General features: G+C 69.8%; 22 protein-coding genes and 4 tRNA genes. 9 read left to right on the forward strand and 17 right to left on the reverse strand.

Features of this window, described 5'->3' with window-relative positions; all coding sequences use genetic code 11:
• Positions 1–118 precede the first annotated feature (118 nt).
• From ASD90_RS17635 to ASD90_RS17645, 3 genes are all read right to left on the reverse strand, one after another.
• A complete protein-coding gene (locus tag ASD90_RS17635) occupies positions 119–1,828 on the reverse strand; it encodes a SulP family inorganic anion transporter (protein ID WP_056759430.1) in 1,710 nt (569 codons plus the stop codon).
• A 184-nt stretch (positions 1,829–2,012) separates the two neighbouring features.
• Positions 2,013–2,085: transfer RNA gene (locus tag ASD90_RS17640), tRNA-Arg, on the reverse strand.
• A 56-nt stretch (positions 2,086–2,141) separates the two neighbouring features.
• Positions 2,142–3,332: a PrsW family intramembrane metalloprotease gene (locus ASD90_RS17645; protein WP_235506750.1), complete on the reverse strand. Its 1,191-nt coding sequence runs from the start codon at positions 3,330–3,332 to the stop codon at positions 2,142–2,144.
• Positions 3,333–3,401: 69 nt separating this feature from the next.
• On the opposite strand from ASD90_RS17645, the gene orn reads away from it, so the two are divergent.
• From orn to ASD90_RS17665, 4 genes are all read left to right on the forward strand, one after another.
• Positions 3,402–4,025, forward strand: coding sequence for an oligoribonuclease (orn, locus tag ASD90_RS17650; protein ID WP_200958649.1), 624 nt, complete (start codon positions 3,402–3,404; stop codon positions 4,023–4,025).
• A 135-nt stretch (positions 4,026–4,160) separates the two neighbouring features.
• A tRNA-His gene (locus ASD90_RS17655) sits at positions 4,161–4,236 on the forward strand.
• Positions 4,237–4,410: 174 nt separating this feature from the next.
• Complete coding sequence (locus tag ASD90_RS17660; RefSeq protein WP_056759435.1) at positions 4,411–4,626, forward strand: three-helix bundle dimerization domain-containing protein; 216 nt, start codon at positions 4,411–4,413, stop codon at positions 4,624–4,626.
• A 499-nt stretch (positions 4,627–5,125) separates the two neighbouring features.
• Positions 5,126–6,298, forward strand: a complete 1,173-nt coding sequence (locus tag ASD90_RS17665; protein WP_056759437.1) for a glutamate--cysteine ligase — start codon at positions 5,126–5,128, stop codon at positions 6,296–6,298.
• A gap of 34 nt (positions 6,299–6,332) precedes the next feature.
• On the opposite strand, the gene ASD90_RS17670 is transcribed toward ASD90_RS17665, so the two are convergent.
• On the reverse strand, positions 6,333–6,752 hold the full coding sequence (locus ASD90_RS17670; RefSeq protein ID WP_056759439.1) for a DUF5994 family protein: 420 nt from the start codon (positions 6,750–6,752) through the stop codon (positions 6,333–6,335).
• 440 nt (positions 6,753–7,192) lie between these two features.
• Here ASD90_RS17670 and ASD90_RS17675 point away from each other — a divergent pair.
• Positions 7,193–7,268, forward strand: a tRNA-Lys gene (locus tag ASD90_RS17675).
• A gap of 447 nt (positions 7,269–7,715) precedes the next feature.
• Here ASD90_RS17675 and ASD90_RS17680 read toward each other — a convergent pair.
• The 4 genes from ASD90_RS17680 to ASD90_RS17695 all read right to left on the reverse strand — a co-directional run bounded on the left by ASD90_RS17680 (position 7,716) and on the right by ASD90_RS17695 (position 12,592).
• The gene (locus ASD90_RS17680) at positions 7,716–9,341 is read right to left on the reverse strand and encodes a sialidase family protein (protein WP_056759441.1); all 1,626 of its coding nucleotides are present in this window, start codon (positions 9,339–9,341) and stop codon (positions 7,716–7,718) included.
• A 1,330-nt stretch (positions 9,342–10,671) separates the two neighbouring features.
• Positions 10,672–11,289: a DUF3618 domain-containing protein gene (locus tag ASD90_RS17685; protein WP_235506753.1), complete on the reverse strand. Its 618-nt coding sequence runs from the start codon at positions 11,287–11,289 to the stop codon at positions 10,672–10,674.
• Positions 11,290–11,306: 17 nt separating this feature from the next.
• Positions 11,307–11,780, reverse strand: coding sequence for a phage holin family protein (locus tag ASD90_RS17690; RefSeq protein WP_056759445.1), 474 nt, complete (start codon positions 11,778–11,780; stop codon positions 11,307–11,309).
• The gene (locus ASD90_RS17695; RefSeq protein ID WP_056759446.1) at positions 11,780–12,592 is read right to left on the reverse strand and encodes a hypothetical protein; all 813 of its coding nucleotides are present in this window, start codon (positions 12,590–12,592) and stop codon (positions 11,780–11,782) included. The genes ASD90_RS17690 and ASD90_RS17695 overlap by 1 nt, the downstream gene beginning before the upstream one ends.
• Before the next feature lie 450 nt (positions 12,593–13,042).
• On the opposite strand from ASD90_RS17695, the gene ASD90_RS23080 reads away from it, so the two are divergent.
• On the forward strand, positions 13,043–13,306 hold the full coding sequence (locus tag ASD90_RS23080; protein WP_200958650.1) for a DUF6582 domain-containing protein: 264 nt from the start codon (positions 13,043–13,045) through the stop codon (positions 13,304–13,306).
• Between the two features lie 1,564 nt (positions 13,307–14,870).
• Here the strand turns inward: ASD90_RS23080 and ASD90_RS17710 are convergent.
• Together ASD90_RS17710 and ASD90_RS17715 are read right to left on the reverse strand one after the other, a co-directional pair.
• A complete protein-coding gene (locus ASD90_RS17710) occupies positions 14,871–16,478 on the reverse strand; it encodes a GntP family permease (protein ID WP_235506755.1) in 1,608 nt (535 codons plus the stop codon).
• Entirely contained in the window at positions 16,478–17,017 is a 540-nt protein-coding gene (locus tag ASD90_RS17715; protein ID WP_056759452.1) for a gluconokinase, read from the reverse strand. The genes ASD90_RS17710 and ASD90_RS17715 overlap by 1 nt, the downstream gene beginning before the upstream one ends.
• A 592-nt stretch (positions 17,018–17,609) precedes the next feature.
• Here ASD90_RS17715 and ASD90_RS17720 point away from each other — a divergent pair.
• Positions 17,610–18,413, forward strand: a complete 804-nt coding sequence (locus tag ASD90_RS17720; protein ID WP_056759454.1) for a hypothetical protein — start codon at positions 17,610–17,612, stop codon at positions 18,411–18,413.
• A 16-nt stretch (positions 18,414–18,429) separates the two neighbouring features.
• Here ASD90_RS17720 and ASD90_RS17725 read toward each other — a convergent pair whose 3' ends face one another.
• The 4 genes from ASD90_RS17725 to ASD90_RS17740 all read right to left on the reverse strand — a co-directional run bounded on the left by ASD90_RS17725 (position 18,430) and on the right by ASD90_RS17740 (position 19,701).
• Positions 18,430–18,723 carry a co-chaperone GroES gene (locus ASD90_RS17725; protein WP_056759644.1) on the reverse strand — a complete coding sequence of 98 codons (294 nt, stop codon included), beginning with the start codon at positions 18,721–18,723 and terminating at the stop codon, positions 18,430–18,432.
• A 74-nt stretch (positions 18,724–18,797) separates the two neighbouring features.
• Positions 18,798–19,049, reverse strand: a complete 252-nt coding sequence (locus ASD90_RS17730; protein ID WP_056759456.1) for a DUF3618 domain-containing protein — start codon at positions 19,047–19,049, stop codon at positions 18,798–18,800.
• A 29-nt stretch (positions 19,050–19,078) separates the two neighbouring features.
• Entirely contained in the window at positions 19,079–19,573 is a 495-nt protein-coding gene (gene bcp, locus ASD90_RS17735; RefSeq protein ID WP_369793624.1) for a thioredoxin-dependent thiol peroxidase, read from the reverse strand.
• A 44-nt stretch (positions 19,574–19,617) separates the two neighbouring features.
• A tRNA-Leu gene (locus tag ASD90_RS17740) sits at positions 19,618–19,701 on the reverse strand.
• 98 nt (positions 19,702–19,799) lie between these two features.
• Here ASD90_RS17740 and ASD90_RS17745 point away from each other — a divergent pair.
• Both ASD90_RS17745 and ASD90_RS17750 read left to right on the forward strand, forming a co-directional pair.
• The gene (locus ASD90_RS17745; RefSeq protein WP_056759458.1) at positions 19,800–20,024 is read left to right on the forward strand and encodes a hypothetical protein; all 225 of its coding nucleotides are present in this window, start codon (positions 19,800–19,802) and stop codon (positions 20,022–20,024) included.
• The gene (locus ASD90_RS17750; RefSeq protein WP_056759460.1) at positions 20,021–20,446 is read left to right on the forward strand and encodes a RidA family protein; all 426 of its coding nucleotides are present in this window, start codon (positions 20,021–20,023) and stop codon (positions 20,444–20,446) included. The genes ASD90_RS17745 and ASD90_RS17750 overlap by 4 nt, the downstream gene beginning before the upstream one ends.
• Here the strand turns inward: ASD90_RS17750 and ASD90_RS17755 are convergent.
• The 3 genes from ASD90_RS17755 to rph are packed head-to-tail and all read right to left on the reverse strand — an operon-like array spanning position 20,433 to position 23,352.
• The gene (locus tag ASD90_RS17755) at positions 20,433–21,998 is read right to left on the reverse strand and encodes a molybdopterin-dependent oxidoreductase (protein ID WP_056759462.1); all 1,566 of its coding nucleotides are present in this window, start codon (positions 21,996–21,998) and stop codon (positions 20,433–20,435) included. The genes ASD90_RS17750 and ASD90_RS17755 overlap by 14 nt on opposite strands.
• Positions 21,995–22,615: an RdgB/HAM1 family non-canonical purine NTP pyrophosphatase gene (gene rdgB, locus ASD90_RS17760; RefSeq protein WP_056759464.1), complete on the reverse strand. Its 621-nt coding sequence runs from the start codon at positions 22,613–22,615 to the stop codon at positions 21,995–21,997. The genes ASD90_RS17755 and rdgB overlap by 4 nt, the downstream gene beginning before the upstream one ends.
• A complete protein-coding gene (rph, locus tag ASD90_RS17765; protein WP_056759647.1) occupies positions 22,612–23,352 on the reverse strand; it encodes a ribonuclease PH in 741 nt (246 codons plus the stop codon). The genes rdgB and rph overlap by 4 nt, the downstream gene beginning before the upstream one ends.
• Positions 23,353–23,467: the final 115 nt, after the last annotated feature.

Raw genomic sequence — 23,467 nt, forward strand, 5'->3', positions numbered from 1 at the left:
CGCATCCGCCCACCGGACACGGTCGTCCGGCCCGGCACGCGGCCCGCCGGCCGTCATGCGGCGCGCGCGCGGCCCTCCGGCCGCCATGCGTGCGGGCGGCTCGCCGCGCGTGTGCCCGTCACGCGTCCGGGCTGGCGGCCCTTGCCCGGCGCTCGGCCTCGACGGCCCGCGCGACGTTGCCGTGCACGTGGTCGGCGCCGAGGCGCTCCATGACGCCGTCGAGCTCGAGCGTCGCGCGTACGGCCGCCTTGAGCCTGGCCAGTCGCAGGACGACGCCGGAGTCCTCGGCCAGGTCGAGCACGTCGGCCATCTTGGCGGACCCCTGGGAGTCGACGTAGTCGATGCCGCCGCAGTCCAGGACGATGCCCTTGACCGCCGGGTCCTCGTGGATGACCTCCCGGACACGGTCCTCGAGGGCGTCGGACGTCGCGAAGAACAGCCCGCCGTCCATCCGGATCACCACGATGCCGGGGACCACCTCGCCGTCAGGGTGGTCCGCAAGGTCACGGTAGACGTCTGTGCCCGGCTCGCGCGCGAGCGTCGGGATGTGCGGTCGCGTGGAGACCTTGATGAGCCAGAAGATCGAGAGCGCGACGCCGATGATGACCCCCGCCAGCACGCCGAAGACGAGCGCGCCGAGCAGGGCCGCGACGGCCACCCCGAAGTCGAACCGTTTGACGCGGAAAAGCCGCCTCATCTCCGGGAGGTCCATCATCCCCATGACGACGGCCTCGATGATGATCGCGGCCAGCACCGGCTTGGGCAGGTCGGAGAAGAGCGGTGCCAGGAGAAGCAGGGTCAGCAGGACGCTGAACCCGGTGGTGAGCGAGGCAAGCCCCGACCTGGCACCGGAGTGGTCGTTGAGCGAGCTCGCCGAAAGACTCGTGGAGACGGGCATTCCCTGCAGGAGGCCGGACCCGGCGTTCGCGAAGCCCTGCGCCACCGACTCCTGGTCGATGTCGATCTGGTATCGGTGCTTGGCGGCGAAGGCGCGGGCGTCGCCAGCGGTCTGTGAGAAGCCGATCAGCACGAGGGCGAAGGCGGCGACGGCCCCGACGCCGACGTGGTCCCACATCAGCGCCATGTCTGGCACGACGAAGGCGGGAAGCCCTCGCGGCACCTCTCCGACGAGCGCCACGCCTCGGTCGCCCAGGCCGAGCAGCCACGAGGCGAGCAGTCCGCCGACCACCAGCACGAGGGCTCCCGGGACCTTGGGGGCGACGACGCGCAGACCGAACACGACTGCGAGCGAGACCAGCCCGACCACGACGGTCGTGCCGTGCACGTCCCCGAGTGTCGTCAGCCAGGACCACAGCTCCTGGAGGGGGTTGCTCCCGGACACCTTCGTGCCGGTCAGCTTCGGGAGCTCACCGATGACGACGTCGACCGCTGCACCGAAGAGGAAGCCGGTGACGACCGCACGGGAGAGGAACTGCGCGATCCAGCCCATCTTCAGCACCGCGACGAGCAGGTAGAGCACGCCCGAGGCGAGGGTGATGCCGGCGACGAACGACGCGACCGCCTTCTCGTCGGCGATGCCGGCGGCGAGGACGGCACTCGCGGCGACCGCCGCCAGCCCCGAGCTCGGCCCCACCGAGATCTGCCGACTGGTGCCGAAGATCGCGTAGAGGATCGCACCGGCTGCCGCCGCGTAGAGGCCGTTCTGCACGGGGATGCCGGCGATGCCGGCGTACCCGAGGTTCTTCGGGACGACGAGCGCGAGGACGGTGATCCCCGCGATCAGGTCGCCACGCAACCAGCTGCGGTCGTACGACCGCAGCCAGCCGAGGATGGGGATCCGGCTCGTTCCCGTGGTGCGACCTGCCATGAGAGCGTCATCCCTCCCGTCAGGCCGCGAGAGCGACCCGTTGGTGGGTGCGCTCCATCGCGTGCCGGCTGACCGACTCATGATCGCAGCCGGGGGCGGCGGCGTCACGGATTCGGGCCGGGGCGGCGCCGAGTCCTTGCGGCCGAGACCTGCTCCGCCGCGGCCGGGTCCGCGGTCGATCGAGTGCCCCCGGCAGGACTCGAACCTGCGACCAAGAGATTAGAAGGCTCTTGCTCTATCCGCTGAGCTACAGGGGCCGGTCGCCCGATCCGGGCGCCGTCCAATGATAGGCACCCCGGGCCGTCCCGCCCGCTCAGGTCACGGGCGAGCCGACGAAGTCGCGACGGTGCGCCGTGATCGCCTCGAGGAGCACCATCTCGCGCTCCGACGCGCCTTCCTCGGCGGTGCCGTGGACGAGCCGCGACCGCAACAGGGCCAGGTCGCTCGCGCTGTCCTGGAAGGCGTCCATCGACTGCTTCGCAGGACGCCCGCCGTTCTGCCGCGCCCACGCCCGCGCCGCCCGGCGCAGCTGCAGATTCGAGAGCATCGTGACCTCGGCGTGCGTGAGCCAGCCTGCGTCGGCATACGGCGAGAGGTAGCGCCCCATGAGGCGGCCCTCCCGGCGTCGGAGCCAGAAGAGGAAGCCGACGAAGGCGAGGAACAGCGGCACCTGGTAGGTCACGTAGGCGGCGAAGAAACCGTCCATCCCGGCGAGCGCCGTGAGGTTCCAGAGCCCGTGGAGCAGCATGGCGCAGAACCAGCCGGTGAGGATCGCGACGACGCGCACCGCCGGTCGTCGGGCGGTGACGGCGATGCCGATGCCGATGCCGGTCAGGGCCGTGAAGAGCGGGTGCCCGAACGGGCCCATGAGTCCACGGACGAGGAACGTCGACGTGAGGCCCTCGCCGCCGTACTCGTTGTAGGCCTGCCCGAGGTAGAGGATGTTCTCGCTGAACGCGAAACCCGCACCGATGAGCCCGCCGTAGACGATGCCGTCGATGATGCCGTCGAACTCACGGCGCCGGAGCAGGTAGATGAGCAGGATGCCCAGGCCCTTGAGGGTCTCCTCGGTGATCGGCGCGAGGTAGACGGCGCCCGTCTCGAGCGGGTCGGTCCACCGCGCCTCGACGAGCAGCTTGAGCCCGAAGGTGTTGAGGAAGAAGGCACCCACGACCGCCACGAGCGCACCCCAGAGGAACGCGAAGACGATGTAGCGCGCCGGCTCGGCCTCGTAGCGGTCGAGCCACAGGAAGGTCGGCACGATGACGAGCAGAGGGATGATCGCCATGAGCGCGGACGTGATGAGCGTCTGGGTCGTGAGCCGCTCGTCGAGGATGCCGAGCAGGATGAGCAGGCAGACGAGGAAGGCGGACGCCGCGACGCCGATGGTGAGGGCCGTGCGCAGCATCGGTCTCCGGGTCGGGTTGCGCACCGGACTCCATTGCTGCGCCGGACCGCCCGGGCTCGCGCCCTCCCCCTGTGTCGTCACGTCCCCTGAGGTCATGAGGGCAGGCTAGTGCAGCGCTGGGCCCGTGCACCCGGGGTCGTCCTCCTCAGCCTCTATGGTGGACCGGTGAGCGACACCAACCACCGAGCCATCGCCGACCGGATCATCTGGATCGACTGCGAGATGACGGGCCTGTCCCTGAAGTCCGACGCCCTCGTGGAGGTCGCCGCTCTCGTCACGGACTTCGAGCTCAACCAGCTCGGCGACGGCATCGACGTCGTCGTCAAGCCGCCGGACGAGGCCCTCGAGCAGATGGACGACTTCGTCCGCGACATGCACACGAGCTCGGGCCTCATCACCGAGCTCGACTCGGGGGTGACCCTGAAGGAGGCCGAGCACATCGTGCTCGACTACGTCCGCACCTTCGTCCCCGAGCCCCGCAAGGCGCCGCTCGGCGGCAACACCGTGGCCACCGACCGCGGGTTCCTCTCGCGCGACATGCCGGTGCTCGAGTCCTACCTCCACTACCGGATCATCGACGTCAGCTCCATCAAGGAGCTCTCGCGCCGGTGGTATCCCCGCGTCTACTTCAACGCCCCGAAGAAGTCCGGCGGCCACCGCGCCCTCGCCGACATCCGCGAGTCGATCGCCGAGCTGCGCTACTACCGCGCGGCGGTCTTCGTGCCGCAGCCCGGTCCCGACAGCGCCACCGCGAAGGCGCTCGCTTCACCTCACGTCATCGAGCACTGAGCACTCGCTCGTGGCCCTTCGGGCGATGGCGTATGCCGCCGGGCGGGGTGGTCATCAGCACCTCACGAGAGCCTGTAGCATTGTCGACGCCGTGACACGGCGCCGAGCCTTCGGGCCCGGCTCGTGTTGTGCATGGTGGGTGTAGCTCAGCTGGTAGAGCACCTGGTTGTGGTCCAGGTGGCCGCGGGTTCAAGTCCCGTCACTCACCCCAGACGCCGCCCCGCACGAGAGTGCGGGGCGGCTCTTTTTGTCACACATTCAGGGCGCGGGCCCGTGCGTACCGACTGGGCCTTGTCATCCGGTGTTCTCCGGGTGTCTCATCAGGTGTTGCTCTTCCGTTGAGATGTCGTGTTGCAAGAGGAGCCCCGTATCCATGGATCGCCGGATGGAAGCCCACGAGATTCACGCGGTCGAGGCGCGCCTCGCTGAACGCTTTCCGATGCTTGACGTCGCTGTCGTCGAAGCCGCTGTCCGGCTGGCGCACTCGGAGCTGACGGGCGGGATCCGAACCTTCGTCCCGCTGCTCGTGGAGCACAACGCCCGCGATCGTCTCGCGGCCATCGCCGACCACGAACCCACGGATGCGCTCGAAGGACGGTAGGGCCCGCCGTCCTCGGCGACGTGGGCGCGCCCGCCGAGACAGGGGGCATCGACGGGCGCGCGGCACGGACCTTGCCCCACCGGTTGGACGCAGTCCGGGCGCCACGCCGCCGAAAGCGCGTCATGAACCGGCTCCTCGAGCGTCTACATGGTGACGACGGGTTGACCCCCAAGCTGCCGTCGTCGCGGGGCCCCGGGTCTGCTCATGGAGGGGTGCCTGGGGCCCCACCCATCAACCGGACGGGAGACGGACGAGCCCTGCGTCAGGCTGGCATGGTCAGCCGGGCCTCGTCGATCGCGGCCTCGACAGGGCCGTCGAGCCACCATCAACCACCGTGTTGGTGCGCCGCGCCCGCGGCGCGAGCAAGAGGCCGCGGGCCCGTGTCGGTCCTTGGTCGGCGTGGGGCGGGCGCGGCTAGGCTCGGGACAGCCGTTTCACACCGGCCCGCAGCACGCAGCGCTGCCCTGCGGTCGCGTCCCGACGACCCCCGAGGTAACCCATGACCGACCAGAGCCAGCGGGCCGTGGACGCGCGGTTCTCGCCGTCCGCAGGTCAGACCCTGGGCGTCGAGTGGGAGCTCGGGCTGCTCGACCCGACCACCCTCGACCTCACCTCGCGTGCCGTCGAGCTGCTCGGCCTGGCCAACGGGCCCGAGGACACCGGTCATGCCCGGCAGACGAAGTCTCGTTCGACCGTGACGCAGGAGCTGCTGCGCAACACGGTCGAGATCGTCACGGGCGTCTGCGCGAATGCGGAGCAGGCGGCTGCGGACCTCGCCGACGGCCTCGGGCGCGTGCAGCGGGCCGCCACCGAGCTGGACGTCCTGCTCTACGGCGGTGGCGCGCACCCCTTCGCCCGGTGGGAGGACCAGCAGGTCACCGAGGGTCAGCGTTACGCGACCCTCATCGACCGCACCCAGTGGTGGGGCCGACAGATGGTGATCTTCGGCGTCCACGTCCACGTGGGGGTCAGGTCCGCCGCCAAGGTCTGGCCGCTCGTCAACGCCCTGCTGACCTACCACCCGCACCTCACGGCCCTGTCCGCATCGTCGCCCTACGGCTCCGGAGCCGACACCGGCTACGCGAGCAACCGCACGATGCTGTTCCAACAGCTCCCCACGGCGGGCCTGCCCTTCCAGTTCGAGACGTGGGCGCAGTACCGCACGTACCTCCACGACGTCTTCACCACCGGGGTCATCGCCGATGCGAGCGAGCTGCGCTGGGACGTCAGGCCGTCGCTGCGCCTGGGCACCATCGAGGTCCGGGCCTGTGACGGCTTCTCACGCCCGCAGGACGTGGCCGCCGTCGCCGCGCTCATCCACTGCCTCGTCGCGCACCTCGAGCACGAGCTCGACGAAGGTGTCCTCGCTCGCCCCCTGCCGCCGTGGCACGTGCAGGAGAACAAGTGGCGCGCGGCCCGCTACGGGCTCGAGGCCATCATCATCCGCGACGCCGACAACACGGAGGTCCACGTCGTCGACGACATCCACGACCTGCTCGAGCAGCTCCAGCCCACGGCGCGGCGACTCGCGTGCACGAGGGAGCTCGCAGGCATCGAGGACATCCTGCGCGACGGCGCCGGCTACCAGCGGATGCGTGCCGCCGTCACGGGCGACGGCAGCGGGGACCTCCGCGCCGCCGTGAGGGCGATGCTCGTGTCTGACGGCCGGTGACGTCCGGCGTCGACGGGCGCGCCGCCCGACGGCCCTAGTCGCGGGCGGTCGCCAGCGCGGTGCGTGCCGTCTCTTCCTCGGTGTCCGGTGGGACGACCGTGAGCACGAGCCTGCCGTAGTTGCTCAGCGACAGCAGGACGTGGTCGGGGAAGCGGCTGTGCTCGAACCAGCCGAGGTGCGTGATGCCGATCGGGCTGCCCACCCTTCGTGGCGCCTCCGCCCACCCCGTTCGCTCGTAGCCGAACCGTGCGATGCGCGCGTTGGTCCGGTCGTGAACAGCGACGTCGAGGAGCGGCACTTCGACGCGGAGATCGGTCGACCGGGGCCACCAGCCGCCGTCGGATGCGTTCACCCCCGGATGGTCCGACAGGGACAGGCGACTCGGGAGACCGTTCGCGGGCATCTCGCCGTCGACGGCAGCGGGGAGGAGCAAGGACTGGGGCAGGGCGTTCACGGTGGCTCCTCGGGGAGCGTGACGGGATGGGGTGGCCGCGGCTCGCTCGTCACTTCCTGCCATGGAGGACCGACGCCGCGCAAGGGTCGGGTCCTTTGCTGCCGACGAGGGCGACCCTGACGGGGTGACCCTGTCTCATGTCCACCGTACGCCGCTGGTGATGCCCTGAAGCCGCCTCCGCGGCATGCCGCACAATGGGGGACATGCTCATGGGGAACAAGAAGGCCCAGCGGATCACCGTCGGCGTCATCATCGGCGTCATCGTCGTCAGCCTCGCGCTGTCGCTCATCTCGACGGCGAGCGCGACCCCGTAGGCGCGCGAATCCGCCCGCAGCACGGGGACGCCCGGGCCCGGCCGGCGCACGACCTCGGGCCGCGAGATGCCCGGCGCCGACCGATTTTGTCCCGGCCCGGGACGGCTGCTAACGTTTCCCCTCGTTGCGCCGCTAGCTCAATTGGCAGAGCAAGTGACTCTTAATCACTGGGTTCGGGGTTCGAGTCCCTGGCGGCGCACCAGATATGCAGGTCAAGAGCCCGGCCGTTGCGGCCGGGCTCTTCTGCTGTCCACGAAACCGGCCACTTTTGACTCGGGAGGGTCGGAGGTGAGGGCTCCTTCGAGTGCCGCGGCGGCCGCCCCGCTCTTGGCACCTCGGCACGGACCGAACGAGCGTCCTTTCCCGCGATGCCAGAACGGCTTGGTGATCTTCTAACCCCCAAGCCCGCCCCACACGTCTTGACTGGCCGCCTGGGGTGCCATCACGCATCACTGGACCTGGCCCTCAATGAGCGCACCAGTCCTAGATCGCTGTGACTGTGGCGTCGCGAAGCGCACTACGCAGCTCGTCGGCCCAGAGCGCAAGGCGGAGTTGAGTTCCGTAACCCGAGAGCGCGGCCTGATGGACTTCCAGCCCAGCGACGCTGGTGGTCCACCCGGCTGCGGTGCGCGAGTACGGGCCGGCCACCTCATCCGGTTGTGGCGCTGAAGATGTCGTTGTTGCCGAAACTTGCCGGGCAGTCGCCCAAGGGCCACGGTGCCGGAAGCGTCACCTGTGCAGCGTCCGACGACTGCTGGCGCCAGGTGTCGAGCGCAGGGCAGTCCATGGCGCGGCGGGTGTCGGTCCAGACTCCGGCACCATAGGTGCGCGTGGCGATGGCGTACACGTAGTCGCCGAGGAACTCGTTGTAGAGGATCCTGCCCTGCGAGGTACCGCGTGCATCGCCGAGCGGGCCGGAGTACTCCGTGACCCAGGCGCCGGGGGCGCCGCCCGCTCCGATCGCGGCAGCCTGCAGCACGCCGTGCTCGGGCCGGGGATCGGCCGTGGTCGCCTGGAATGGCTGCGTGAACGCCTGGGACACCACGTAGACCCGAGTGCCGTCCGGGCTGATGGCGGGTGCGGCATACGTGGGGATGTCTCCGGCGGGGGAGATCGCGGTCGGCGGGCTGAACGAGGCTGCGCCGTTGGTCGAGTACGCGAGCATGACCTTCTCGTGGTCAGGGCCGAGCGCTCCGTCGACCCAGGAGTCGACGATCTCGTTCGTGGCATCCGCGCCCGTCGGGGCCCCGTTGGCAATGTCCACGCTCGGCATCGCGGCGAGGTCGGTGCGTGCGCCCGCGACGCCATCCACGATGCAACGACCGGTCACCGGGTCGGTGTGGAAGCACGGATCGGTGATCGCGACCACGTCCTTCGGCTGACGCCAGGTCTGGCCGCCGTCGAGGGACGTGATCACCGCGTGGAAGCCGGCCAGGCTGGTGCCGCCGAAGTGCGTGAAGAAGGCATACACGACACCGTGGCTGTCGGTCCGCACCGTGCACCCGTCGTACGCGCCCTGCTTGGCATTGGCGACCGCAGGCGCAACCTGGTGTTGTTTCCAGCTCACCCCGCCGTCGCGGGAGGTCGAGACCATCGGCTTGAGCGGGAAGGAGTTGCCTCCGCTCAGACTGTGGAAATCGGAGTAGCAGACGTACACGTTGCCGAAGAACGGGCTGGACTCGGCGTTGTCCGCCCAGATCTGCTCCTTGTCCAAGCCCGAGCTGAACGCCGCCTGGGGCGCGGCGAAGTACGGCCGCGACCAGTTGGCCTGGTTCCCGACCCGGTCCGCAGTCACGTTGTCGATGTGTGAGACGGTGACCGCGGTGAAGCCGTTCTGGCCGGAGTTCCCAGCGCGCATCACGGTGTCGGTGAGATTCGTGGCGAGACTGGAGAAGTAGAGCCGGTCGCCGTTGGCCCAGGAGAAGCCGTCAGCACCTGGGGCCGGCCCGAAGGACACCCCGGTGTCGCTTCGCGAGCGCAAGCCGTTCTCGTAGTAGTTGGGAACGGTGTGGATCGGCCCGACGTGCGGGACGCACGGTTCCTGGACCGGACTGCAGTCCGCCGCCGTCAGCCCCGAGTACGTCGGCTGAATCCAGCTGTGGCCGCGGTCGAACGAGAAATGCACCGCAGACAGGCCGACGCCCAGGTTGAACGTGCCGAGCGGGAACGAGCACGCGGCATGGTCGGTGGACGCCTGGCGTGAGCACGGCTGCATGTCCACCAGGTCGTTGGAGCCGGCGGCCAGCACGTCCGGCCGGGCCGCGCTGACCGCCAAGGACGGCTCGTTGGACGCGTTCTGGGGATGGTTCGACGAGGGGCTCCCCACGCTCACGAGAGCGTCGACCGTAGGTGCGGGCTGCGCCGCTGAGGCCCCTAGGGCTCCCAGGGCACCCAGTCCGAGTGCAGCGGTGAAAACCAGACAGCGTCGCAAGAGGCGCATAGCGGACTCCTTACGCGCGGCCAGGTCCGGGCAAACAACGGGTTCGCCCCGGGGTAGGCCTGTGCCGTGACAAAACTTCAGACTACGCCCGACCGCAAGAATGCAGCCAGCAGCCGGTCACGCTCCGCCTGCGAGACCAACGCAACGTCCCGCCGGATCCATCACCAGTCGTCATTCTCCGTGCTCCTGCGTCACAGAACATTAGAGCGGTCCTCGAAGAGTCAGAGGCGGCTGGGGCACAGGAATACGGTCGTACGACAGGTCCGGGAAGTGTCCGGACACCTCCTAGCTAGGGAGACGCGAAACCAGCCACTTTTGGACGGGAACCAAGCGGTGGCGACGAGACAGAGCGAGCACGTCGGGATCGCATCCCTGCAGGTCAGAGGCGCGAAGAGGCGTCGACGCGATGGGACGCGCAAGAGGCGCCGAAACTCACTGGGTTCGGGGTTCGAGTCCCTGGCGGCGCACCAGATATGCAGGTCAAGAGCCCGGCCCTTGCGGCCGGGCTCTTCTGTTGTCCACGAAACCCCCCACTTTGATCAGACGTGTCCGTGCCGACGGCGCCCTGCAGTTCAGCGGCGGCCGCCCCGCCCTTGGCACCTCGGCCCATCTAGACGTCTATGGTCAAAGACGGCCGGGCATGGCCGAGCTGGTCGGCGACCTGGGTGGCCCTCAAACCTGCCTCGTCGAGGATCGTAGCGTTGGTCTTTCGGAAGGACCGACGTGATCCAGGCCAAGGCGTCCGCGTCAACCCGCTTGGGCGCCTCCTAAGCGAGCAGCACGATGTCGTTCTTGGCAGCCTTCGATACGCGGCAGAGGTGCGCCATCGCCGCTGCGTGCTGCGGCTCTAGTCGAATCCTGCTCGACTCGATGAGCTCGACCGGCGTCTTGGGCCGGTCGAGCGCCTGAGCCACGTCCTTTCGCGAAGCAGATGACTCACTTGCGCTTCACACAGGAGCTGACGCAGAGGTCGCCGACGTCCTCCACCCCACGCTCATGGCCGTGAGCCGCCTTCAGCGCCGCACGCTCGCGGTCGTCGGTGAACGGCTGCTCGCGATGGTGGGGGCATCCGCCTGAGTCAGGCTCGCGCCTCGCGTCGTGGCCCGGGGACGACCGAAGGGCCGGCGAGCACTCCCGCCGGCCCTTCGAGCTCCACACCTACGAGTCAGTCCTGGGACCGGTACCGGACCGTGTCGGCGGCGTCGGACGCGCTGCCGCGCACCTCATCGACCGCCTGCTGACCATCCTGCTTGACGTCGGCAGCCGCGCTACGAGCGGACTCCCTGACCGCTTCCGCAGCCTCCTGGGCCGGCTCCTTCAGGTGGTCGGCGGACTCGCTCGCCACGGTCTTGGCCACGTTCTGCACCTCGTCGATGACGGGAGCCGCGCGGTCCTTGACGTCCTGCGAGAGTTCCCGCTCCTTCTCCGACGCGGGCAGGAGCGAGCCGAGGAGCCATCCGGCCCCGAGCGCGATCATCCCAGCCGCCAGCGGGTTTCCGCGCGCCCGGCGCTTGAGCGAGTCGCTCGCCTGGGCGGCAGAGTCACCGGCCCCGTGGGCGATCTGCGAGGTCTTGTCACCGGCGTCGGACGCCGTGCCCATGACCCGGTCGCGGACCGATGCTGCCTGGTCCTTGACCTTGTCCGCCTGGCGGTGCGCCAGGTGGCTGGGGCTCACCGACTCGCCGAGGGCGTTGACGTCACGGCTCAACCCCTCGCGGGTCCGCTCGATGTCCGCGCGGATCGCGTCCGGGTCGTTCGTCGTCGTGGTGGTCGATGTGTTCACGGTCGGGTCGTTCATGGTCATCGCGCTTCCTCGTTTCCCATCAGCGCATCGGGGACCCGCTTGGCGGTCTCCGTCGTGCGCGGCATTCCCTGGATCTGTCTGGTTGTCCGTCGGCCGACCATCGCGAAGATCGCGGCGACGATCCCCCAGACGGCCATGACGACGATGGCAGCCCACCCTCGGCTCTCCATGGCGCTGGAGAGCCACTCCCATACGGCGAGGGAGAGGAACAGGAGCGTCATCCACGCGGCGAGCGCCGCGGCGCCGAACTGTCCGGCGGCCTTACCGGCCCGTGTCGCCGACTCGCGAGCCTCCGCCTTGGCGAGCTCGACTTCCTGACGCAGCAAGGTCGAGAGGCCCGCGCTGATGTCGCCGACGAGCTCACCGAGCGACGCGCGCTCTGCCTTGTCGTGGGCTCCTTCGCCGACTGGGGGCACCTCGGCGTATGCCGTCGCCTCAGGCCCGTGGGCCGCGTCGGGCCACGTGCTCATCAGCGGACCCCGCCATAGCCCTCGGTGCCCGGGTCGGCCTGGACGGCGGCTGTCGAGCCGACTGACGGCGTGACGGCGTGGGTCTCGCTGTCGCGGATCCCGACGGCATACGGGGCGGCGTCATCGGACGGGGTACCCATCGCTGCGGTGGGGGTGGGAACCGACGCGTGCGTACCGGATCCGGGGCGACCGTTGCCCCCGCCGGTGGCCGAGCCTGAGCCCGTGGCACCTGCGGAGCCCGACTCACCGGTCAGCCCGCGAGTCATCCGTCCGCCGAGCACGCCCAGCACTGCGGCGCCGAGGAGGAAGGTGCCGGGACGACGTCGGGCGAACGAGCGCAGCTCGTCGACCATGTCGCCGGGCTGTCGGTCGGACAGCCAGTCCGCGGCGGAGTGAGCACGGTCGGAGGCCTGCTGCGCCAGCTCTCCGGCAATGCCCTGCTTGTCGGTGCTCGACGCCATCTGCTTGAGCTCGTCGGCGATCGAGCGGAGTCCGCCGGCTGCGCGCTCACCCTGGGACGACGCTTGGCCGTCGAGCTCGGAGCGGACCTGGTCGAAGAGCTGGCGCAGCTGCGTGGTGACCTCGGACGTGACGTCCTTGACGCCGCCGGCAGCGGTCTCGGCCACGTGACGACCGCTCTGGGCTGTGTCGGAGACCACGGACTTCGCCTCGTCTCCGACGACCGCGGTCGTGCTGTCGTCGGCGTGCTGGGGCGTCAGGTCGCCGCTGGTGCCGAGGTCGGCACCAGAGGCGTAGGTGGAGGTTCCGGCGACGTCGACGGGCGTGGCCGTGTCATACGGTCGTTCGGTCATGGGTTCTTCCCTTCGGTGGCCGCACGACGGGACCGGCCAGCTTCTCGAGCCTCCACATCGCGCGGTTGTTGCACTGAAGGAATACCCAAACCCTTTGCAACTCAGGCCGATTCGGCCAAAAAGATTGGGATCTGCTGGAGCGGGTATGTTGTACGCCCCCCGGGTCCGTCCCCTCCGGCTGTCCTCTCAGGCCACTCCGCACGCGATGGGCGCCTCCCACGACGCTCACCGACTCACCCTGGGTTCACCTCGGGGTTCGGGCAGGCGAGCCCGATGGGTACTTCAAGAGCATGGAACCGGTCCCGGAGACGCGGCAAGCCCTCGAGGGACTCGGCCAGTACGGCGACTCAGCCTTGCAGGACGACCTGACGGACATCGCTGCCCCGGGGATCGTGGCGTTCAGCCTTGGCCTCGTTCGCGAAGGTGTCGCCTTCACCTCTGTCTGGGTACGTGACAAGCAGCAGCATCCACGCGCTGTCCCTGCTGAGCAAAGGGGTCATCTGCATGACGAAAGACCTGAGTAGCGGCGAGAACCGTAAGAACCTGAAGAAGTCATCCTTCGCGTTGCCGGAGCAGGAGAAGTACCCGATCCCCGACCTTGAGCATGCGCGGAATGCCTTGGCGCGCGTCGCACAGCATGGCTCCGCCGCCGAACAGAAGAAGGTCCGTGCGGCCGTGGAGAAGAAGTACCCGAGCCTGAAGAAGGACGACTGAAGCACCTGGCTCGGCGACTCTCGTCGGAGCGGATCGGCTCCGCCGACTCGACTTCTCTCGTCCGTCCTCAACGACACCACACCCATTTCCGCGATCCGCTCGTAGGAGCGATGCGTTGCGCACGGTGCGTCATGACGCCGCCTGTTCGGCCCCAGGCGTGTTCTGGGCGACGCGCGAACGGGTGGAACCGTCGTTGCCGTGCCCTGCGTCAGGCTGTCGAAAGGGCATCCTGATCTGGGTGCCCGACCCTCCAGATGGTCACGACAGGTTGACCTCCAAGGCTGGCGGTCATGTCTCTCATGTCGCCGGCCGCGTCCCGCTCGCCGGCTAGCTCGACGTGTCGGTCAGCAACGAAGTCGCGCTTCTGAGCCGCCCACTGACGTTCAACGTCGGGTAATTGCGCAGCCATTCGAATGCCCCTCTTCATGGCCCAATCCCACGACAGCTCTATGCCGATGGTGTCGCCTGACGGCCACATCATGACGTCCTGGTCGATGCACCACACACGACTCTCAACCAAGGACCACAGATCAGCGAGTGGACGTCGCTTCGGGCGTTACAGCTGGGCGGTGACCATCAATCCGCGGTCGAGGAGCCTGCTACCAGTGCCGATCCAGCAGTGCGGAACAGGATGCATGGTTGGGCCGGTGGCCGCGCCGACGTTTTGGACGGGAACCAAGCGGTGGCCACGAGACAGACTGAGAACGTTGGGACGGCATACCTTCAGGTCAGAGGCGTGGAGAGACGTCGACGCGATGCGAAGCGCAAAGGGCGCCGAACCGACTGGGTTCGGGGTTCGAGTCCCTGACGGCGCACCAGATACGCACGTCAAGAGCCCGGCCGTTGCGGCCGGGCTCTTCTGCTGTCCCCCAGCTGTTACTCGGGAGGGTCAGACGTGTGGCCCCTTTGAGCGCCGCGGCTGCCGCTCCGCCCCGTGGCCCCGGCCCAGGTAGACGTCCATCGTCAGCGATGGACGCGCCCGTCCGGTCTGGTCGGCGGGCGACGAACGTTGCTGCGGTCGCGGAACCCGCCGAGCACGCACTCGAGCTCGGTCTGTCGACCGCCGAACGCGCCCAGCTCCCGGACCTGCACCGCGGCGAGGGACTGTGGCGTGCCGGTCAGAGGGCCTTCGTCGTACGACGCACAGCCATCGAGTACAAGCCGGAACTATGTGACACCAGCTCGCGCATGACGATCGGGCCGCGCGGGGGTAGGTGCTACTGGCCTCACGAACACTTGACATGTCAACCAGACCCGCCGATAACCGGGCACACCAGCGCCACGTCTGGCTACTCGGACCTTCGGGCCACGAGGTAGAGCGGCAAGAACAGCACCAGCGCCAAGAGGCACAGGGCCGCCCAAACTTCCGGCCGGTCAACCGTGAGGCCGCCCAGGTCGCGACGACGGGTCGATCCCGCTCGATCCGGGTCCGGGAATCCTCGAGCACCCACAGGCGGGCGGCCCCGACGACCAAGACCATCAGGAAGACACTGACCACGGATGGACTCATGCCTGTCACTCGGTCGCAGGACGAGCATCCGCCGGCTGGCGGCACATCCTTCCGTCAGGTGACGATGACGCTGGCCACCATCACGAGGGCAAAGCCGAACACCGAGATGACGGTCTCCATCACGGACCACGACTTGATCGTCTCGCCCACGGTCAGACCGAAGTACTCCTTGACGAGCCAGAACCCCGCGTCGTTGACGTGCGAGAAGAACAGCGAGCCGCAGCCGATCGCAAGGACGAGCAGCGCGAGGTGGTTGGCCGAGAGGGTGGGCGCCAGCGGCGCGACGATGCCGGCCGCGGTGATGGTGGCGACCGTGGCCGACCCCGTACCCAGTCGGATGAGCACAGCGACGAGCCATCCGAGCAGCAGCACCGAGATGCTGACGCCCTCTGCCCAGTCCTTGATGACGTTGCCGACCCCGGCGTCGATCAGCGTCTGCTTGAACCCGCCACCGGCGGCGACAATGAGGATGATGCTCGCGATGGCCGGCAGCGCGGACCCGACCGAGTCGCTGACCTGGCTCTTGTTCAAGCCCGACCCGAGCCCCAGGGCGATGTAGCAGTAGAGCACCGCGATGAGCAGGGCGACGATCGGGGTCCCGATGAAGTCCATGGTCGTGCGGACCCCCGTCTCCTCGTCGGTGACGAGCAGCTTGGTGATCGCGTCGACGAGCATCAGGACAACCGGCAGGGTGATGCCGATGATGGCCGTCGCGAAGCCTACCCGCTTGCGTCCGGGCGCCAAGGGCTCCTCGAAGGAGGCCAGCCCGCGGTCGGCCCCGGCACCCTCACCGGTATCGCCGGTCCGAGCGCCAGCCGGCTCAGCACGGCCGTCGTCGCCGGGGGGCCCCCCGACCGCGTCCTCGCGGCCCGTGGCACGAGCACCGGCGGGCACCGCCGGACGGGTCACCGTCGCCGTGCCGCCGGACGCCGAGCCCAACAGCACCAGGTCATCCGCGGACTTGGGCACCCACTGGTCGACGAAACGCGCGAGCAGGGGTCCGGCCACCACGACGGTCGGTATCGCGATGATGATGCCGAAGATCAACGTGCGCCCGAGGTCCGCGCTGAGCAGACCGATCGCGGTCAGCGGGCCGGGGTGCGGCGGCACCAACCCGTGCAGCACCGAGAGCCCTGCGAGCGCAGGGATGCCGACCTTCATCAACGACAACCCCGTCCGTTGGGCCACGAGGACGACCACCGGGACGAGCAGCACCACGCCCACCTCGAAGAACAACGGCAACCCGAGAATGGCAGCGATGGCTGCCATCACCCACGGCAGGCGACCTGGCCCGACGCGTCCGACCATCGTCCCGACGATCCGGTTGGCGCCGCCGGAGTCCTCGAGCAGCTTGCCGATCATCGCCCCCAGCGCGATGAGGATGCCCACTGCCCCGGCCGTCGTGCCGAACCCGGCCACAAAGCTCTTGACCGTTTCGCCGGGCGGCATCGTCGCCACCGCTCCGAGAACCGCAGAGCCGAGCATCAGTGACAGGAACGGGTGGACCTTGGCCCACGTGATGAGCACGACGACGGCAAGGATGCCGAGGATGCACGCCGCGACCAGCTGCGCGTTCCCGGCATACACCGGGGGTGCATCGGCGGCCGGCAGTCCGCCAGGAACGGCCGTGGACAGGACGGCGGGAAGTGCGATCAGAGACATCAGGCGTGCTCCTTACGGTGGCCGAGGGCAGCAAGCGCCCGGTCCAGGACCTGAGCGGCGCTCCCCTCGTTGCTGATGGTCACGCCGGGCTCGTCGGCTCCGAGCGGCTCGAGCGTGGCCAGCTGGCTGGGCAGCAGGGACGGTGGCATGTAGTGGCCCGGACGGTGCTCCATCCGGTCGCGGATGACATCGGACTCAGCCGTCACGTGCAGGAACCGGACGTGCGGTCTGCCTTCGCGGAGCAGGTCGCGGTAGACACGGCGCAACGCCGAACACGTCACGACCGCCGACTCACCGCGGCTCTCCTTGCGCGAGATCCACGCCCCGATCGCCTCGAGCCACGGCCAACGGTCCTCGTCCGTGAGCGGCGTGCCGCTGCGCATCTTCGCGACGTTGGCCTCGGGGTGAAAGGCGTCACCCTCGGCGAACTCCCACCCAAGGACAGTCGACAGGCCTTTCGCGACCGTCGACTTCCCGCTCCCGGACACTCCCATGACGACGACCACGTCCGGGTCGGGACCGCTTTGGCTGTCCAGCATTCTCCGAACGTAGCGCGCCGTCGCCTTCCGGAGGTCTTTGGGCAGCAGGCATTTACGCAGGTGCGGCGGCGACCATTCGAAGCGGGGATCTCAACTTGTGGGGCTGCGTCTCCACACCAAGACTGATGGCAGCCAGCGCCACGAGTGGCCCCGGCGGATTCCGTCGCACCCTGTCAGTGTCCAGCAGGGCGCGCCCCGTAAAGGGATTTCCTGTCACCTGTGTTGGCCGGCACGGTCGCCGATGGCGATCCACCCCCGGCGGCCACGACGAGCCGAGAAGGTATGGCGTGTCGCCACCGGCCTCATTGGTGCGTGCGCCGGTCGGAGCCATCGGCCGGCGCGTTGTAGAGACTCGCTCACCTCTCGCCAGGACCTCCGAGGTTGTCGTCGAAGGGGGAGTCGCGATCCGTCCACTTCCACCGTTCCGGCACTGCGCGGTGTGGCCTTGCCCGCCGAGCGCCGCCTGGGCGAACCGGACGGCACACCCGTCCGGATTCGCGTATCAGGCTGACAGCGCCGCGCCTCCCTTGGACCATGGGACGTACCACCCCGTGACGCGGGTGACCGCGTCGCCGGCCCGAGGGGAGATGCGATGAGCGGCTGGGACGACGAGCTGGACCGAGGCGACCAGGGCGAGCGCGAGGTGACACCCGACCTCCCGTGGACCGACGAACCCCCGCCCCCCGGTGGGGGCGACCGTGGCGTGACGGTCCGCGGACCGGGCGCGAGCGTCGGCAAGGCGCGGGCCTTCACGACCTACCTGCCCGTGGGCATGTGCTGCAACTTCGTGTGGAACTGCATCGCAGCCCCGCACCGGTTCGGCCTCGCCGACGCCAACGCGGCGTGGGCGCGGGCCGCGAGACGACGCGGCGGCACCGACGCCCCGGCCGGCGCCCCCGTCTACTGGGCTGGCGGCAAGCACGGCCACATCGCCCTGTCCGTCGGCGGAGGTCGGGTGCGCTCGACCGACTGGCCCGCCAAGGGCAAGGTCGGCGACGTCGGCATCGACGAGATCACCAAGGCGTGGGGCATCACCTATCGCGGGTGGTCGGCGGACTTCGCCGGCACGATGATCCCCGGGCTCGGTGGAGAGGGTCTGACCACAATGGTGGTGGACGGCGTCGATGACGAGGCCATCCGGCCGGGCAAGCGCAACCCCTCGGTCCGCCGTTTCAACAAGGCGCTGTGGGACTCGATGCCGGCCGACTACCGCGCCTCCCACCAGAAGGCGTGGATGACCGAGTCCGCCGACCTCTACGGGCCGGTGGCGCAGCAGGTCTGCTTCGACAAGTACGTGATGCTCAACCGGAAGGACCCGAAGAAGTGGCCGCTGCCGAGCAAGCCCGTCTGGCCGGGCCCGGGCCTGCTGCGCAAGCTCGGGCTGCGTCCCGACTGACCCGAGGAGAGACCCCTCAGAGGTAGAGGCCGGTCTGGCCGTCGTCGACGCGCCGGGCGGCCACGGCGTGGATGTCGCGCTCTCGCAGCAGGACGTAGTCCTTGCCGTGCAGCTCGACCTCGCCGCGGTCCTCCGGGTCGAAGAGGACGCGGTCGCCCAGCTCGACCTGCCGCACGTTGGCGCCCGTCGCCACCACCTCGGCCCAGGCGAGCCGCTTGCCCACCGACGCCGTGGCGGGGATGAGGATGCCACCGCCGGAGCGCCGCTCCCCCTCGCTCTCGAGGGAGACGAGGACGCGGTCGTGCAGCATCCGGACGGGCAGTCGGGCCGCCGCGGCGGCGGCATCCTTCTTGGCCACGGGTGTGAGGCGTTCGGCGGACCGGCTCAGCGCCGGCGGCGGAGCAGGCCGATGGCGACCACGACGACGACCGCTGCCGCGACGACGGCACCGATCCGCTCGATGCGCAGGTCACCGTCCTCGGTGTGCGTGGCGGCGGCGAGGCGCAGCCTGAGCCCCTGCACCTGGCGTTGGGCGATGACCTGCGGCTGGGCGCGGTAGGCCAGCTCGTTGACGGTGCCCTCGAGGCGCGCGCGGGCGGCCTGGATGTCCTGCTCGATGCGTACGGTCTCGCTCATCTGGCTTCCTTTCGGGGGACGATGCGACTCTAGTCGGCGATGCCGAGGTCGCGACGGAGCTTGGCCACGTGGCCGGTCGCCTTGACGTTGTAGAACGCGTGGGCGACCTTGCCCTCCTCGTCGACGACGAACGTCGACCGGATGACCCCGTCGACGGTCTTGCCGTAGAGCTTCTTCTCACCCCAGGCGCCGTATGCCGTGTGCACCGCGAGGTCCTCGTCGCTGAGCAGCGGGATGGTGAGGTGGTCTCGCTCCCGGAACTTCGCGAGCGTCGCCGGCTTGTCCTTCGAGATGCCGACGACCTCGTAGCCGTCCTTCTTCAGCGAGTCGAGCGACTCGCTGAAGTCGCAGGCCTGCTTGGTGCACCCCGGCGTCATGGCCGCCGGGTAGAAGTAGACGATGACCTTGCGGCCGGCGAAGTCCGCGAGGCTGACGGTCTGGCCGGTGTCGTCGGTGAGGCTGAAGGCCGGGGCCTGCTCGCCGGGCTCGAGTCGTGCGGTCACGATCTGCTCCTTCGTCGTCATGTCTGCCGGGCTCGTACCCGTTCCGGGCACGACGCGGGTCTGGTTGGTGCGGACGGCGGGACTCGAACCCGCACACCTAGGGCACAGGAACCTAAATCCTGCGTGTCTACCAGTTCCACCACGTCCGCTCGCGGGTGCGGCCCCCACTGTAGTTGGCCGCGACCGCGTATCAGGAGCCACCGTCCGGCCCTCCGTCTCCCATGGCACGCGGACGAGGAGGGAACCCATGGACATCACGAACGCGAACGCCGGCGCGGCGCTGGACACGACGACGTGCCCCGAGTGCGGCGCGCTCGCCGAGGTGACCGAGCGGGCGGTGCTCGAGGGCACCGACGGCCCCGTCGAGCACGCTCGGGTCGTCTGCGTGGCACGGCACTGGTTCCTCCTGCCGTCGGCGTCGCTGACGAGCACGTCCACGCCCTCGCAGGTCAGGACTAGCCTGCGGTCATGAGGCGGAACATCGGCACGGGCAGCGCCTGGGAGGGTGTCGTCGGCTACTCGCGAGCTGTTCGGGTCGGTGACTCCGTCCACGTCGCCGGGACCACCGCGATCCGCGACGGACGGGTCGTCGCGCCCGGTGACGCCTACACGCAGGCCCGGGTTGCTCTCGAGATCGTCGTCGAGGCCCTGACGGCCTGTGGCGCCTCGCCCGCGGACGTCGTGCGCACCCGGATGTTCGTCACCGACATCCGCGACTGGGAGGCGGTCGGTCGGGCCCACGGCGAGGTCTTCGCGGAGGTGCGACCGGCCTCGACCATGGTCCAGGTCACCGCGCTCATCGACCCCGACCTGCTCGTCGAGATCGAGGCCGAGGCCGTCGTCGGCTCCGGAGACGACGACGCGACGAGCCCGACGGGCGTCACTCCACCCTGACGGTGACCACGTGGATACCGGTGGCGCCGTCGGGAGCAGGCGGCGCCTCGTAGGGCGACTGCACCTGCCCCTTGGCGTCGTAGGCGCGCACGCGCACCTCGTGGCTGCCCGGCGTCGCCTCCCAATGGTAGACCCACTGGCGCCACGTGTCGATGCTCGCGTCGACGGCCAGGCGCGCCGCGGTCCAGGGCTGCTGGTCGACCTGGACCTCGACCTTGGAGATGCCGGTGTGCTGCGCCCACGCGACCCCCGCGACGGCGACGGCGCCGGCCTTGACGACGGCACCCGCCTTGGGGACGTCGATGCGCGAGGCCGTCTTGATCGGGCCGGTCGCCGACCAGCCACGCGGCGTCCAGTAGGCCACGTCGGCGGCATACGTCGTCACCTTGAGCTCGGTGACCCACTTGGTGGCCGAGACGAAGCCGTAGAGGCCGGGCACGACGACGCGCACCGGGAACCCGTGCTCGAACGGCAGCGGCTCGCCGTTCATCCGGATGGCGAGCAGGGCGTTGCGGTCGTCGGTGAGCGCGCCGAGCGGGGTCGACGCCGTGAAGCCGTCGATGCTCGTCTGCAGCACCATGTCGGCACCCGCCTTGGGACCTGCCATCGCGAGCAGCTCACGCACGGGCCATCCGGTCCACACGGCGTTGCCGATGAGGTCCCCACCGACCTCGTTGGAGACGCACGTCAGGGTGACGAGCGCCTCCTGCATCTCCTTGCCCTGCAACGTCTTCCAGTCGATCTCGATCTCGCGGTCGACCATCCCGGTGACCTTGAGCTTCCAGTCGTTGGCGTCGATCCGCGGCACGACGATCGCCGTGTCGATGCGGTAGAAGTCGGCGTTCGGGACGATGTAGGGGGTGAGGCCCGGCACCTCGAGGTCGGCGCCGGCGGGGATCGCGAGCTTGGTGCCCTTGACGGGCGTGCTCTTGAGGGCGTCGCGCGACACGGTGGCCGCCGCGGAGTCACCGCCGAGGTAGCTGCCGGCGAACGCCGTGACGGCACCGACCGCTCCCCCGATGAGCCAGCGTCGCCCGGGGTCGGCAGCGCCGGCCGCGCTCGCCGACGGGGCCGCGGCGCGGCTGAGGTACCAGATGCCGGCGGCAGTGCCGAGGATCGTCGGCAGGACGTCCGCGGGGCCCGCACCGGGCCGGGTCAGCACGGCGGCCGCGCCGATGACGCCCACGACGGCGAAGACGACGAGTCCAGCGACGAGATGACGGCTGGCGAGCATCCCGACGGCGGCGCAGGCGATGGCGAGGACGACGACGGTGCCGACGAGCAGCGCCCGCTTGTCGTTGGTGCCGAAGGTCGAGATGGCGAAGTCCTTGAGCCACGGCGGGGTCCGGTCGATGAACGCCCCGCTCACCGCCGCGATCGGCGCGGGTTGCCCCGACGACCCCCCGACGGCCGTGAGCAGCGCGGCGGCGAGCGTCGCGAGCCCGACCGTGAGCAGCCCGGCCACCAGCCCGTCGACGGCTCCCCACCAGAGCGGACGGGCCGGCTGCTGTGGGGCGGTCTCGGGACGGGTGGCCGGGCTGGTCGTGGTCATGGCCTCAGGTGCTCCTTCAGATGTGGCACGAGTGCACGGAAGGCGAGCGCCCGGTGCGAGACGTGGTTCTTCTCGTCGGCGTCGTACTCCGCCAGTGTGCGTTCGTTGCCGTCCGGCTGGTCGGATGGCAGGAAGATCGGGTCGTAGCCGAAGCCGTTGGTCCCTCGGGGCTCGCGGCCGACGGTGCCGGGGAAGCGACCGAGCTCCGCCGCGGAGCGTCCGTCGGGCAGCACGAGCGCGGCCGCGCAGACGAACGCCGCGGCGCGGTGCTCGTCGCGGACGTCGCCGAGCTGCGCGAGGAGCAGCTCGAGGTTGGCGCGGTCACCGCCGCCGCCGGACCACCGGGCGCTGAAGATGCCGGGTGACCCACCGAGCACGTCGACGGCGAGACCCGAGTCGTCGGCCAGTGCGGGCAGGCCCGTCACGTGGGCCGCGGACGCGGCCTTGAGGATGGCGTTCTGCTCGAAGGTCACGCCGTCCTCGACGACGTCCGGCGCGTCGGGGAAGCCGTCGAGCCCCACGATCTCGAGGCCAAGGTCGGCGCTGACGTCGGCGAGGATCTCGCGCAGCTCCTCGACCTTGTGCGCGTTGCGGGTGGCGAGGACGACCTGCGTCACGAGGCGACCCCCTCGGCCAGCGCGGCCTGCTGGCGGTCGGTGAGGTCGGCGCAGCCCTTCGTGGCGAGGTCGAGCAGCTGGCCGAGCAGGTCGCGGTCGAAGGGCGCGCCCTCGGCGGTGCCCTGGACCTCGATGAAGCGGCCGTCGCCGGTCATGACGACGTTCATGTCGGTCTCGGCCGTCGAGTCCTCGGGGTAGTCGAGGTCGAGGACCGCACGGCCCTCGACGATGCCGACGGAGACGGCGGCCACCGAGCCGGTCAGCGGCTGGGCCTTCGTGCCGATGAGGCCCTGGGCGCGGGCGTGCTCGATCGCGTCGGTCAGGGCGACGAACGCCCCGGTGATCGCGGCGGTGCGGGTGCCGCCGTCGGCCTGGAGCACGTCGCAGTCGAGGACGATGGTGTTCTCCCCGAGAGCCTTGGTGTCGATGACGGCGCGCAGGCTGCGGCCGATGAGGCGGCTGATCTCGTGGGTGCGGCCGCCGATGCGGCCCTTGACGCTCTCGCGGTCGGAACGGGTGTTGGTGGCGCGGGGCAGCATGGCGTACTCGGCGGTGACCCAGCCGGTGCCCTTGCCCTTGAGCCAGCGTGGCACGCCCTCGGTGAAGGACGCGGCGCAGAGCACGCGGGTGCGCCCGAACTCGACGAGGACGCTGCCCTCTGCGTGGTCGAGCCAGTTGCGGGTGATCCGCACCTCGCGGGTCTCGTCGGGGGCACGGCCGTCATGTCGGTCAGTCATGCCCACGAGGCTAGCCATGACTCCACGCTAGGCCCCAACCGCGGGTGCGGGGACGGGCCCCGACGGCTCGTTCGAGAACCGTAAGGACCCGTCCCGGCGACGTGCGGTGGGCTCG

The sequence above is a fragment of the Terrabacter sp. Root181 genome (genome assembly GCF_001428505.1).
Lineage (GTDB): Bacteria > Actinomycetota > Actinomycetes > Actinomycetales > Dermatophilaceae > Terrabacter.

What these genes read in the sequence shown, in the direction of transcription:
- ASD90_RS17635 (WP_056759430.1), bottom strand. Translation starts at nt 1,828, where the DNA reads ATGGCAGGTCGCACCACGGGAACGAGCCGGATCCCCATCCTCGGCTGG.
- ASD90_RS17710 (WP_235506755.1), bottom strand. Translation starts at nt 16,478, where the DNA reads ATGTCTCTGATCGCACTTCCCGCCGTCCTGTCCACGGCCGTTCCTGGC.
- ASD90_RS17730 (WP_056759456.1), bottom strand. Translation starts at nt 19,049, where the DNA reads ATGAGCGAGACCGTACGCATCGAGCAGGACATCCAGGCCGCCCGCGCG.
- ASD90_RS17715 (WP_056759452.1), bottom strand. Translation starts at nt 17,017, where the DNA reads ATGCTGGACAGCCAAAGCGGTCCCGACCCGGACGTGGTCGTCGTCATG.
- rph (WP_056759647.1), bottom strand. Translation starts at nt 23,352, where the DNA reads ATGACTGACCGACATGACGGCCGTGCCCCCGACGAGACCCGCGAGGTG.
- bcp (WP_369793624.1), bottom strand. Translation starts at nt 19,573, where the DNA reads ATGACGACGAAGGAGCAGATCGTGACCGCACGACTCGAGCCCGGCGAG.
- ASD90_RS17665 (WP_056759437.1), top strand. Translation starts at nt 5,126, where the DNA reads ATGACCGACCAGAGCCAGCGGGCCGTGGACGCGCGGTTCTCGCCGTCC.
- ASD90_RS17745 (WP_056759458.1), top strand. Translation starts at nt 19,800, where the DNA reads ATGGACATCACGAACGCGAACGCCGGCGCGGCGCTGGACACGACGACG.
- ASD90_RS17755 (WP_056759462.1), bottom strand. Translation starts at nt 21,998, where the DNA reads ATGACCACGACCAGCCCGGCCACCCGTCCCGAGACCGCCCCACAGCAG.
- ASD90_RS17750 (WP_056759460.1), top strand. Translation starts at nt 20,021, where the DNA reads ATGAGGCGGAACATCGGCACGGGCAGCGCCTGGGAGGGTGTCGTCGGC.
- ASD90_RS17725 (WP_056759644.1), bottom strand. Translation starts at nt 18,723, where the DNA reads ATGCTGCACGACCGCGTCCTCGTCTCCCTCGAGAGCGAGGGGGAGCGG.
- ASD90_RS17645 (WP_235506750.1), bottom strand. Translation starts at nt 3,332, where the DNA reads ATGACCTCAGGGGACGTGACGACACAGGGGGAGGGCGCGAGCCCGGGC.
- ASD90_RS17720 (WP_056759454.1), top strand. Translation starts at nt 17,610, where the DNA reads ATGAGCGGCTGGGACGACGAGCTGGACCGAGGCGACCAGGGCGAGCGC.
- ASD90_RS17690 (WP_056759445.1), bottom strand. Translation starts at nt 11,780, where the DNA reads ATGAGCACGTGGCCCGACGCGGCCCACGGGCCTGAGGCGACGGCATAC.
- ASD90_RS17695 (WP_056759446.1), bottom strand. Translation starts at nt 12,592, where the DNA reads ATGACCGAACGACCGTATGACACGGCCACGCCCGTCGACGTCGCCGGA.
- ASD90_RS17660 (WP_056759435.1), top strand. Translation starts at nt 4,411, where the DNA reads ATGGAAGCCCACGAGATTCACGCGGTCGAGGCGCGCCTCGCTGAACGC.